This window comes from Streptomyces sp. NPDC015345 (assembly GCF_043078805.1).
Taxonomy (GTDB): domain Bacteria; phylum Actinomycetota; class Actinomycetes; order Streptomycetales; family Streptomycetaceae; genus Streptomyces.
The window spans coordinates 209267-220089 of sequence record NZ_JBIBTX010000005.1; the positions used below are offsets into that span (position 1 = coordinate 209267).

A 10823-nucleotide genomic window follows, 5' to 3' on the forward strand; every position below is an offset into this window, starting at 1 on the left:
GGAGCGGGTGCCGCTGCGAGAGCCCCGCTCGTGGGGGTTCAGCCGCCCGCCGCCACAGCCGGCGCGGGCCCCAGCGAGTGGAGGACCACTCATGTCCCAGGGCATAACCCTTTCCGTGAATTTCACCCAAGGGCTCAACGACGCCTGGTCGAAGGTCGCCCAGTTCGTCCCCAAGCTCGTCGGGTTCCTGGTCATCCTGGTCATCGGCTGGATGGTCTCGAAGCTGATCACCAGGGTTCTCGACCGGGTGATGAGAAAGCTCGGCTCGGAGAAGCTCGCCGAGCGGGCCGGGGCGTCCCGGATGCTCGCCGGCTCGAAGTACGACATGACAGGGATCATCTGCAAGATCGTCTATGCCGCGCTCCTCCTGATCACCCTTCAGCTCGGCTTCGGCGTCTTCGGCCCGAACCCGGTCAGCGCCATGATCGACGGCATCGTCGCCTGGCTGCCGCGCGGCATCGTCGCGGTCGTCCTGATCGTGGTCGCCATGGCCGTCGCGAACCTGGTGCGGGACATCGTCACCAACACCCTGGCCTCCCTCTCGTACGGCAAGACGATCGGCACGATGGTCTGGGTCTGCATCGTCGCGCTCGGCGCCATCGCCGCCCTGGGCCAGGCCGGTATCGCCACCGCGGTCACCCAGCCCGTCCTGTACGCGGTGCTCGCCTCCGTCGCCGGTGTCCTGATCGTCGGCGTGGGCGGTGGTCTCATCGGCCCGATGCGGGAGCGCTGGGAGCGCTGGCTGCACACGGCGGAGCAGGAGACGGCCAAGGCCCGTACGAGTGTCAGCGCCTACCAGGCGGGACGTGACGACGCGCTCGCCAACCAGCCGGTGCGGGACCGCGAACCCACCGATCCCTTCTGATCCGTCCCTCGCCCCGATCCGTCCCTCCAGCCGATCCGTCTCTCGACGGGCGGGCCCTCAGAGCAGGTCGTGCCGTCTCACCAGCCAGGAAATGGCGGTGAGGCGGCACACCGCGTAGTCGTGCCCGACCGGCTCGCGCCAGTCCGACTCGGCCAGCGCGTCGAGGAAACCGAGGGCGTAGTCGGTCAGCGCTTCCGGGTCGGGCGCCTCGGGGACCAGTCCGGGGCTGGTCGCCTCCAGGCGGTCCCTGAGATGGGCCACATGCTGATCCACCGCGGCGGTGAACGCCGCTTCGAAGGCGAATTCCGCGAACCGCGGGGTGTAGGACGCGGTGATGCGGGCGAGCGGTGACATCCCTCAAAGCTAAGACAGTCCGACCGCACCGAAGGGGGCCCTCCGTCATGCCGTTGGTCACACAGACGCGAGCAGACGACGTACGAGCACACGAGCGGAGGGAAGCACTCCGAGGAGTGCTTCCCTCCGTGGCCTGCCGGCCTCCCGGCCTGCCGACCCGCTGACGTCAGTGGCGCGGGCCCTGCTTCCGGTCGCGCCACGACTCGCCCTTCATGCCGCCGCGCTCGCCCTTGACGCCCTTGACGTCGTCGTCGAACTCGATCTGCTCCTTGCGGACGGTGTCCGAGACCTCGCGGGTCTCCGTGACCTTCTCCGTCTCCAGGTGTACGCGTTCGACGGGCACGGTCTCCTTGCTCACCACGGGCCGCTCGGCGTGCAGGGTCACCTCGGTCTCGGCCTCGCCGATGTCGCCGCGCACCCGCTCGCCCTCACGGATCGGCTCCCGTACGACACGGACCTCCTCGTGGGAGACCGGGACGGACGTCGTGACGTCCTCGTTCACGACCGTCTTCCGCAGCCGCGCGTGCCCGACCTCTTGCTCCTCCGTGCCGATCCGCAGCCGCTCCTCGGAGCGCACCAGCTCTTCCTGGGCCTTCTCGTCCTTGCCCATCCCGGCGCGGGTGGCGAACTCCCGCTTGCCCGCACCGGCGCCCACTCCGGTCCCGGCCGCTCCGGCCGCCCCGGTGAGCGGGTGCTCCTGGGTGCCCGCCGTCCCGGTGCCGGTGCCGGTCGGCGCCATGCCGGGCGTGGTCCCGGGCCGGGCAAGGCCGTAGTGGGCGTAGAGCTCATGCTCCTGCCCAGGGTCGAGGTGCTGGTCGGCATCCACCCGCGGGGCCTCCTTCACGGCCTCCTTGGTGGCCGTGACATGCAGGTCGTCTCCCCGCAGGCGCGCTCCCGCCAGTGGCACGAAGCTCTCCTTCATGCCGAAGAGGCCGGTTTTCACGGTCACCCACTCGGGGCGGCCGCTGCGGTCGTCGAGGTAGACCCGTTCGATGCTGCCGATCTTCTCGCCGGTCCGGTCGTAGGCTGTCAGGCCCTTGAGCGCATCGGGGTTGGTGAAGGCCTCGCCCTGCGTCATGGGTGATCACTCCCTTGGAGCATGCGACGGGCAGAAACCAATCCGCCACGGGACGACGCACGCCTCATGTCCATCGCGCGCCGACGGGGCCCGGCCCGCAAGGCGAGGAATCACGGAGCGGAATCACGGGGCGTACGGGGAACACCCGGCAGGGCTTTGGCCGTGCCGGGCCCGGCGGCGGTCCGGCCGCCCGCATCCGCCGGGCACCGATAGGGCCATTCGGGTGAACGCGTGGCCAGTACACCCACCCGGGATCCCGCTCAGGCCGGAGGACGCCGGCTCTGGAGGGCGCGGGCCAGGCGGGGCCCGAGGCTCTGCTTGAGCCGGCGCAGGGAGGGGAGCCGGCCGACGGTCTGGTCCAGGTGGTAGTAGAGCTGGGGCGGCACATAGGGCAGCAGCGGGGAGTGGCGCTGGCCGAGCAGCGCGAACATCTGGCGGGGCTCCAGGCCGATGTACCGGGGCAAGTTCTCGTACCACTGGGCGCTGTGCCGGGCCGCGCTCTGCACCGAGAGCAGGGCCTGCTTGCGTTCGCGTTCGTAGCGCGCGAGAGCGGCCGGGAGGTCGGCCGGGCCGGTGGATCCCAGCGTCCGGGACAGACAGACGGCGTCCCGCAGGGCGAGGCTCGTACCGGCCCCGATCGAGTAGTGCGTGGTGTGCGCGGCGTCGCCGATCAGCGCGAGGTTGCCGTGGGACCAGGCTTCGTTGGTGACGGTCGGGAAGGCCTGCCACTGGGCGTGGCTCTCGATGTCGGTGCGGCCGAGGAGCACATGGCCGTCGAGCATCTCGGCGAAGAGGCTCTCCAGCAGGCGCAGGGCGTCGCCGTGGTCGAGCCGGTGCAGGCCGAGGCCGGTCCAGGTGGTCTCGGAGCATTCCACCACGCAGGTGCTGTGCTCGCCGCTGTAGCCGTACGCGTAGCACCAGATCCAGCCGTGCGCGGTCTCCACGAAGGCGAAGGTGAACGCCGTGAAGACGCGGGTCGTGCCGAGCCAGACGAAGCGGTTCGCGCCGGTGGTCACGCGCGTCCCGAAGTGGGCGGCGCTCTGCGTGCGGAGCCTGCTGTGCGCGCCGTCGCCCGCGACGACGAGGTCCGCGTCCGGCAGCTCCCCGCGGCCGCCGATCTCGACGCCGTACTCCAGGCGGACGCCCAGCTCCCGGGCGCGGTCGGCGAGGATGGTCCGCAGGCGGTGGCGTCCGATGGCGTGGCCCACGTCGCCGTCGTGGGCGGTGGTCCTGTCGCCCACGTACGCGAAGCCGCCGCGCCAGCTCACGGAGTGCTCGGCGATGGCGCGCGCGGACTCGGGGTCGTGGCCGCGGAGCTCCTCCAGGAGATCCGGCCAGTACGTGACGCCCCAGCCGTAGTCGGCGCCGGCCGCGTGCCTCTCGTGGACGGTGACCTCGTGGGCCGGTTCCCGCAGCTTGACGAGGATGGCCAGGTACAGGGAGGCGGGGCCTCCACCGACGCAATCGATCTTCACGTCGACCAACGTAGGCGCCGCCCGCCGCATTACAGCTGAACGGTGGCGCTGTGTCGCCCCCTGCCGACGCCCGCCTCCCCCACTCAGGTGAGCGACCGCTCCTGTCACCCTCCGCGACTGAATAGCGATCATGGGTGACATCTGGGCAGGATCATCCCGTCTCGGGATACGACGATCACGAGGAGAACGGACGTGTCGGTTCACCTCAGACTGCTGCTGTCGCTGGTCCTGGCCCTCGTCCCACTGCTGGCGTTCAGCCCCGCCGCCGCCGCGCCCACGGGTCCGGGCGGCACGCCCCGCAACGTCGTCCACCAGATCGAGTGCGACTGGAAGTACGGCAGGTCCTGCGTCGTGGGCGGCGGCATGTCCTTCATGTGACGGCCGGCCGCCACACGCACCGCACGGAATACGTATCCGATTGCGCCGCCTGGCGTAGTCGGAGCGGCCACGGGATGCGTGCCGGGCCCGCCACTAGTGAGGTGGCGGACATGGACCACGACATAGAGAAGGCGCCTTCCGCGCCTCCCACGCGTCGCGACGCCCTGCGCGTCGCCGCCGGACTCCTGGCCGTCGGAGCGGTCCCGCTGACCGCGCACGGGGCCGCCGCGTACCCGGGTGACATCGACGTCTGCACGGGCGGGTACGACGCCGAGTACGAGGCGGACCTCGCCATGGCGGAGGCCCTGTTCGAGGCCGAGGAGCACCGGGCCTTCGCCCCCGAGCGGCCGCCCGGCCGGTACACCCTCCCGCTGCGCCGCGGTTTCCGGGTCTCCGCGCGCTACGGCATCCGCGGCGACTGGCTCGCCGGGCACCACACGGGCATCGACCTGGCGGTGCCGACCGGGACGCCCGTGTACGCCGTGAGCGCGGGCGTCGTCGTACTGGCGCGCCGGTCGGGGCAGTACGGCAAGGCGGTGACGGTACGGATGCGCGACGGCCACTACGCCGTCTTCGCCCATCTGTCCCGCATCAAGGTCCGCCAGGGCGCCCGGATCCGCGCGGGGGCGCGTATCGGGAGCAGCGGGGCGACGGGGCGGGCCACCGGGCCCCATCTGCACCTGGAGATACGGGCGCGGCGCGGCTACGGCTCGGACATCGACCCGGTCCGCTATCTGGCCAGAAGAGGGGCGCCCCTCCTTTGACCGCCGACCGCTGATCTCACGCTCAGCTGGTCCAGAAGTCCCACCAGCGCGTCAGCACGAGCATTCCGATCGTGCCCAGGTGCAGCACCGGAAGCGCCCACGTGAACTCGTTCAGGAAGGCGCGCACTCCGCGCGGGGCGGGCAGGAATCCGCGTCGCACGTTGTGAGACGTCACGTACCAGAACAGGACAGTGGTGGCGGCCCAGGCAAGGCAGCACCACAGGCAGAGCGAATTGATGCGGTACAGGGACTGGAACTGCAGCCACGTGCAGAAGGCGACGCCAAAAAGCGCGCCCGTGTTGAACGTCAGCCAGTACCAGCGCGGGAAGCGGGCGCCCGCCAGCACGCTCACCCCGGCGACGATCACGACGGCGTAGGCGGCGAGGCCCAGCATGGGGTTGGGGAATCCGAACGCCGACGCCTGGGCGCTCTTCATGATGTTCCCGCACGCCACCACCGGGTTCATGCTGCACCCCGGCGTGTAGTCCGGGTCCTGGAGGAGCTTGAACTTGTCGAGCGTGATGACCCACGCCGCCAGCAGTCCCGCCGCGCCGGTGGCGACCAGGAGAAAACCGAACCACCGGCCCCCCTCGGGCCGGTGGTCGCGTTCCGGTGGCGTCGCGCCGTCCGCGCGGTGCGCCCCGGCTGCCTGGCGCGGAACGCGGCGCGGCAGGTCGGTGGTGCTCATCAGCGCGGTTCCGTTCCGGGCGCGGTCGCATCGGAGGGGTGCTGTTCACCGGCTGCTGAGGTCATGGAGGGAACGGTATAGACGCCGCGGGGCCGGTCCGGCTCCGTTGTCACCCATGTGGCCGATCCCGGGCCCGTCATCACACGATGGGGTCACACCGGGCGGGCCGGACACGCCCGCTGGTCGAACTGGCCTTCGTACGCTCCGTGTTGGCGTACGGACGGGGACACGCGCAAGGGCCGGCCTGTGGAAGAGGTGACCGGCCCTTGCGTCGCCCGGCCGCGGAGGGCCGGACGATGGCACGCGGATCGTTCTCCCCTTTCCGGCCGGGGCGATACACCGGGGAAAGGGAATGGCCGCGGGTTACGAGGCGGCGGGAAGTCCGCCGATGAGCTTCGTGGGGCCGCCAGTGGTGTTCATGCGGCCCGCCGCGTCCGAGACGGTGTTGACGACGGACGCGCCCTTCTTGGTGTCGATCAGGTTCGTGTCGCCCGGCTTGGGGTCCAGCAGGGGCTGGGTGGCGAGGGACTCGACTTCGCTGGTCAGGCGGGTGGGCGTCAGGTCGCCGGCGAAGGCGGGCGCGGCGGAACCGGCGATGGCGATCGAACCGGCAAGGACGGCAGCAGCCTTCAGGGCCTTCATCATGTTCCTTTCTTCGGCAACGCGTGTCGCCTATGGGGGCACCGTTCAGGCATCGATTGCCTGGCGTCTCACTTCACCGGGCCCAACGAGCACGGGCGAGTACGGAAACCCCCGGGTCCACAAACTTCCGCCGACCCCACTCGAATGAAGAAAACGACGAACACGTCCCATTCTCATATCAGCTGCCCGCCGAGAAAGGCCCTTTCCCTCGCTCCACGTCGGCCGGGTCAGGGTTTGGCGGCCTCGGGCACGGCCGGGGTCTGCGGCAGGGTTGTGGTCGGCAGGCCCTGGGACTCGGGTGCCTTCGGCAGTGGCGGCAGACCCGCCAGGTCGGGTGCGGGCATGTCGCCGACGAGCAGGGTGGCGGCGGTCATGTTGACGATGCCGGTGATGACCTTGGGTGCCTGCGCCCGGACGGCCGCGGCGTCGCCCGCCCCGGCGGCCCTGAGCAGCTTGGCGTCCGCCTTCTGGAGCGCGGCCAGGGCGCTCGCCCTGGGATCGGCCGGCGCCTTGGTGTCGCGGGGGACGCTGCCGGCGGGCTGCTCGGGCAGCTGGACGACGGCGGGGTCGGCCGGGGCCATGGGCGTCTTCGTACGGGCGGCGGCCACCGCCCGCTTCATGGCCTCCCTGTGCTTCCTGACGTCCTCGGGGGAGAGCTTGTTGCCCGGTGCCTTGAGCACCGCGGTGAGCAGTTCCGTGGCCGGGGTGATGACCCCCGCGGCGTCGTGGAGCTGCTTGGCCTGGGCCAGCATCGTCTCCGGGGCCGGGGCGGGCGCACGGTGCTCGGTCAGGGTCTCGTCGTCGCGGGGTGTGTCGTCGCCGGAGAGGGCGATGGCGGTGCCGGCCGTGCCGAGGAGCAGCGTCGCGCACAGGGCGGAGGTCGCGATACGCCGTACGGGCAGAGCGCGCATAGGTGAGTCCCTTTCGGTGATGTGTCGGATCTTGTGATCACCGTGGAAGCGGTGCACGCGACCCGCAACCGAAGGACTCCGGTACGTGCTGCACGGCTCCGGGGCCGGGGCGCGTCCACGCAGGTGGGCACCGGGATGTGACGGGTGGTCGGCCGCTCGCGCCCCGGCCCCCATTCGGGGCACCGGGAGGCCTGTCACCGCCCCCGAACACGCCGAACGGCCGCCCCCGCCGAGGCGGGGACGGCCGTTCGGCGACGACCTGTCAGACGTTGGCGCAGGCGTTGCCGAACGCCGGGTTCAGCAGAGCGATGACGTTCACGGTGTTGCCGCAGACGTTCGTGGGCACGTGGACCGGCACCTGGATGACGTTGCCGGAGACCACGCCGGGGGAGTGGGCGGCGGTGCCCTGCGCGCCGGCGTCGGCGGTGGCGACGCCCGCGCCCGCGGCCATCGCGGCGGCGGCGACGGCGGACAGGGCGAGGGCCTTGGTGGTACGCGACATGGAGTAGTGCTCCTTGTGAGGGTGTGCCGTACGGGCCGTGTGCCCGTACGTGGGATCAACTGCCGATCGGCACGGCGAGTTGTGCGCCCGGACGAGTGATGTGCGGCGGCTCGGATTGCCGTGACGGCAGCGCTGGTTGACGCGCCGACGGGGCGTCGCACCAGCTCACGGGGGCGCCTGCCGCGCTCACGGCCGCCGGGCCGTCCCCGCCCTTCACGAATCCGACACACGTACGCGGGTTGACGGAGTGGCACCGCACAGCCGTTACAGTTGCCCTCCTGAAACCGGCATTTCAGTCATATGTGTCGGAACATCGCATTCAATGCGAACCTCTCATCTCCGCTGTGGTCAGAGCTCTTCACACTTCGGAAGGCCAACGCCGTCATGCGCCACTCCCCGGGCCCGCGTCGCGTGTTCGTCACCGACTCCAGGGAGGTGCGCATGCCCCTGCCGCCAACACCCCTCTCGCCACGGATCCTGCACGTCAGCCAGCCCGTGGACGGCGGTGTGGCACGGGTCGTCGTCGATCTCGCCCGCGCTCAGGCGGCGGCGGGCATGGACGTCCACGTGGCCTGCCCGCACGAGGGCTTCCTGCCCCGGGCGGTGAGCGACGCCCCCGGCGGCGTGCGGGGCCACCCCTGGTCGGCGTCGCGCTCCCCCGGGCCCCGCCTGCGCGGCGAGGTCCGGGAGCTGAGCCGCGTCATCGACGCCGTACGGCCGACACTTGTCCACGCCCACAGCGCCAAGGCCGGGCTCGCCGCCCGGCTCGCCCTGCGCGGGCGGATCCCGACCGTCTTCCAGCCGCACGCCTGGTCCTTCGAGGCGGTCGGCGGGGCCACCGCTCTCCTGGCCCGGCTCTGGGAGCGGCGCGCGGCCGGCTGGGCGACGCGCATCGTCTGCGTCAGCGAGGCCGAACGGCTCACCGGCGTCCGCGCGGGCGTCGACGGCTCCTTCTCGGTGGTCCCCAACGGCGTGGACGTCGACCGCTTCGGGCCCGGCGCGCCGCACGCGGCCCGCGCACGGCTGCTGCCCGCATCCTTCGCGGGCGTCCCCCTCGTGGTGTGCGTCGGCAGGCTGTGCCGGCAGAAGGGGCAGGACGTCCTGCTGCGCGCCTGGGCCTCGGTGACCGAGCGGGTGCCCGGCGCCCGCCTGGTGCTCGTGGGGGACGGGCCCGACGCCGCCAGGCTGCGCGCGGCGGCGGACCCGTCCGTGGTGTTCGCCGGGGCCGCGCGGGATGCCGCCGACTGGTACCGGGCGGCCGACGTGGTGGTGCTGCCCTCCCGGTGGGAGGGCATGGCGCTGGCCCCGCTGGAGGCCATGGCCTGCGCCCGGCCGGTCGTCGTCGCCGATGTGGACGGCGCCCGGGAGAGCCTGCCGCGGGACGGCCGCGCGCACGCGCTCGTACCGCCGGAGGACCCCGCCGCGCTGGGCCGGGCCCTGGTCGCGCTGCTGCGGGACGGGGAGCTGCGCGACGCGCTCGGCCGCCGAGGCCGCCGGCATGTCCTGGACCACCACGACGCGCGGCACGCCTCGGCCTCGATCGGCGTGGTGTACCGCGAGCTTCTGGGAGCGGAGCCCACCGAGGCCGCCGAGGCTCCCGACGCCCCCGACTACAGGGAGTGCACCACCCCGTGAGTGCGGAACGAACCGTCGCCTCCTCGTCAGGTCAGTCCCGGCAGGACACCCAGGCCCCGCCCGGCTCCTTCGTCGTCGCCCCCCGTGGAGCGGTGGGCGCGCGCGCCGACGCCCGGCCGCGACCCCCCTCCCGCCGTCGGCGCCCGGTCGCCGCCCTGGTGGCCGCCGACTGCGCGGGGGTGCTGCTCGCGCCGCTCCTCCTCGACGATCCGGGGGCGTACGTGGCGCTGGCGCCGCTGCTGCTCGCCGTCGTCCTCGCCCTGAACGCGCAGGGGCGGCTGTACGCGTACACCGCGCTGCCCGCCACGCTCGACGAGGTGCCTTCGCTCGCCGGGCGGGTCGCGCTCGGCTGGGCCCTCACCGCCGTCCTCGCCCCGGCCCTGCCCGCCCCGGTGCCGCCGCTCCCCCTGTCCACGCTGGCCACGCTCGGCGCGGCCCAGTGTCTGCTGGCCGTCGCCGGGCGCGCCCTGGTGCACTGGCGGCGGCGGGCCGGCGCCGCGCGAAGACCCCGGCCGGTGCTGGTGCTCGGGCCGGGCGGTGAGGCGCGGGCCGTGGCGGCCGCGCTGCTGCGGCGTCCCCGCTGCGGGATGCGGCCGGTGGGCGTGGTGAGCGAGGCCGAGCGGCGAACCGACCACGAGACGGCCGGGGCGGCGGAGGCCGAAGCGGCGGGTGACGCCGCGGAGCCGCCCGACGGGTCCGCCCCCGAACTGCCCGTGCTCGGCACCGAGGACGAACTCCACCGGGCCGTCATCCAGAACGACGTACGCACTGTGCTGCTGCTCACCGGCCGCGGCCCCGCGCTCGCGGGCATGGTGCCGGTGCTCGGCGGCCTCGGCTGCGACCTGTGGGAGATCGACCCGCGCCCCGCCGAGGCCCTGCCACGGCAGGACGCCAGGCAGCGCGTCGCCGGGTTCGCCTGCCGTCCGCTGGCGTTCGCGGGGCACCGCGGGACGAGCTTCGCCAAGCGGCTGCTGGACGTCACGGTGGCGGGGGTGCTGCTCCTCGCGGCCGCCCCGGTGCTGCTGGTCTGCGCGCTGGTGCTGCGGACCGTGGAAGGGCCCGGCGTGATCTTCCGGCAGGAACGCGTCGGCAAGGACGGGCGGCTTTTCACCCTGCTGAAGTTCCGCACCCACCGGCCCGCCGACTCCCAGGAGGCGGCCACCCGGTGGAGCGTCGCGGACGAGCATCACATGAACGCCTTCTGCCGCTTCCTGCGCAGCACCTCGCTGGACGAGCTGCCGCAGCTGTGGAACGTCCTGCGCGGCGACATGAGCCTCGTCGGACCGCGCCCTGAACGCCCCTTCTTCGTCGAGCGGTTCAGCCAGACCTATCCGGACTACGCGCGACGGCACCGGATGCCGACCGGTATCACCGGGCTCGCCCAGATCCACGGGCTGCGCGGGGACACCTCCATCGAGGACCGGTGCCGCTTCGACAACGCCTACATCGACAGCTGGACCTTCTGGCAGGACATGTGCATCCTGCTGCGCACCCTCGGCTGTCTCGTCCGCCGCACGGGGAGCTGAGCGCG

12 protein-coding genes are annotated in these 10823 nt (G+C 72.5%); 5 read left to right on the forward strand and 7 right to left on the reverse strand.

Translation table 11 applies throughout. From position 1 onward, the window contains the following. Positions 1 to 91 precede the first annotated feature (91 nt). A complete protein-coding gene (locus ACF062_RS22225) occupies positions 92 to 865 on the forward strand; it encodes a hypothetical protein (RefSeq protein ID WP_223775887.1) in 774 nt (257 codons plus the stop codon). A gap of 57 nt (positions 866 to 922) precedes the next feature. Here ACF062_RS22225 and ACF062_RS22230 read toward each other — a convergent pair whose 3' ends face one another. From ACF062_RS22230 to ACF062_RS22240, 3 genes are all read right to left on the reverse strand, one after another. Continuing rightward, entirely contained in the window at positions 923 to 1219 is a 297-nt protein-coding gene (locus ACF062_RS22230; protein ID WP_392140556.1) for a DUF6401 family natural product biosynthesis protein, read from the reverse strand. A gap of 166 nt (positions 1220 to 1385) precedes the next feature. Further along, on the reverse strand, positions 1386 to 2297 hold the full coding sequence (locus ACF062_RS22235; protein ID WP_392140557.1) for a DUF2382 domain-containing protein: 912 nt from the start codon (positions 2295 to 2297) through the stop codon (positions 1386 to 1388). Between the two features lie 260 nt (positions 2298 to 2557). Next, positions 2558 to 3772 (reverse strand): FAD-dependent monooxygenase, encoded by a 1215-nt coding sequence (locus ACF062_RS22240; protein ID WP_392140559.1) that lies wholly within the window; start codon positions 3770 to 3772, stop codon positions 2558 to 2560. Between the two features lie 192 nt (positions 3773 to 3964). On the opposite strand from ACF062_RS22240, the gene ACF062_RS22245 reads away from it, so the two are divergent. Further along, on the forward strand, positions 3965 to 4150 hold the full coding sequence (locus ACF062_RS22245) for a hypothetical protein (protein ID WP_392140561.1): 186 nt from the start codon (positions 3965 to 3967) through the stop codon (positions 4148 to 4150). A gap of 110 nt (positions 4151 to 4260) precedes the next feature. Beyond that, entirely contained in the window at positions 4261 to 4914 is a 654-nt protein-coding gene (locus tag ACF062_RS22250) for a M23 family metallopeptidase (protein ID WP_392140563.1), read from the forward strand. 22 nt (positions 4915 to 4936) lie between these two features. Here the strand turns inward: ACF062_RS22250 and ACF062_RS22255 are convergent, their stop codons facing one another. From ACF062_RS22255 to ACF062_RS22270, 4 genes are all read right to left on the reverse strand, one after another. After that, a complete protein-coding gene (locus ACF062_RS22255; RefSeq protein ID WP_392140565.1) occupies positions 4937 to 5602 on the reverse strand; it encodes a vitamin K epoxide reductase family protein in 666 nt (221 codons plus the stop codon). Between the two features lie 363 nt (positions 5603 to 5965). Further along, positions 5966 to 6247, reverse strand: a complete 282-nt coding sequence (locus ACF062_RS22260; protein ID WP_320590372.1) for a hypothetical protein — start codon at positions 6245 to 6247, stop codon at positions 5966 to 5968. Between the two features lie 224 nt (positions 6248 to 6471). Beyond that, on the reverse strand, positions 6472 to 7155 hold the full coding sequence (locus tag ACF062_RS22265; protein ID WP_392140567.1) for a hypothetical protein: 684 nt from the start codon (positions 7153 to 7155) through the stop codon (positions 6472 to 6474). Between the two features lie 262 nt (positions 7156 to 7417). Further along, complete coding sequence (locus tag ACF062_RS22270; RefSeq protein WP_392140568.1) at positions 7418 to 7657, reverse strand: chaplin; 240 nt, start codon at positions 7655 to 7657, stop codon at positions 7418 to 7420. A 441-nt stretch (positions 7658 to 8098) separates the two neighbouring features. On the opposite strand from ACF062_RS22270, the gene ACF062_RS22275 reads away from it, so the two are divergent. Together ACF062_RS22275 and ACF062_RS22280 are read left to right on the forward strand one after the other, a co-directional pair. Continuing rightward, the gene (locus ACF062_RS22275; protein ID WP_392140570.1) at positions 8099 to 9292 is read left to right on the forward strand and encodes a glycosyltransferase; all 1194 of its coding nucleotides are present in this window, start codon (positions 8099 to 8101) and stop codon (positions 9290 to 9292) included. Then, entirely contained in the window at positions 9289 to 10818 is a 1530-nt protein-coding gene (locus tag ACF062_RS22280) for an exopolysaccharide biosynthesis polyprenyl glycosylphosphotransferase (RefSeq protein WP_392140572.1), read from the forward strand. Before ACF062_RS22275 ends, ACF062_RS22280 begins: the two co-directional genes overlap by 4 nt. Positions 10819 to 10823 lie beyond the last annotated feature (5 nt).

Coding starts and splice junctions, on each gene's coding strand:
- ACF062_RS22225 (WP_223775887.1), top strand. CDS start 92: ATGTCCCAGGGCATAACCCTTTCCGTGAATTTCACCCAAGGGCTCAAC.
- ACF062_RS22230 (WP_392140556.1), bottom strand. CDS start 1,219: ATGTCACCGCTCGCCCGCATCACCGCGTCCTACACCCCGCGGTTCGCG.
- ACF062_RS22235 (WP_392140557.1), bottom strand. CDS start 2,297: ATGACGCAGGGCGAGGCCTTCACCAACCCCGATGCGCTCAAGGGCCTG.
- ACF062_RS22250 (WP_392140563.1), top strand. CDS start 4,261: ATGGACCACGACATAGAGAAGGCGCCTTCCGCGCCTCCCACGCGTCGC.
- ACF062_RS22255 (WP_392140565.1), bottom strand. CDS start 5,602: ATGAGCACCACCGACCTGCCGCGCCGCGTTCCGCGCCAGGCAGCCGGG.
- ACF062_RS22260 (WP_320590372.1), bottom strand. CDS start 6,247: ATGATGAAGGCCCTGAAGGCTGCTGCCGTCCTTGCCGGTTCGATCGCC.
- ACF062_RS22265 (WP_392140567.1), bottom strand. CDS start 7,155: ATGCGCGCTCTGCCCGTACGGCGTATCGCGACCTCCGCCCTGTGCGCG.
- ACF062_RS22270 (WP_392140568.1), bottom strand. CDS start 7,657: ATGTCGCGTACCACCAAGGCCCTCGCCCTGTCCGCCGTCGCCGCCGCC.
- ACF062_RS22275 (WP_392140570.1), top strand. CDS start 8,099: ATGCCCCTGCCGCCAACACCCCTCTCGCCACGGATCCTGCACGTCAGC.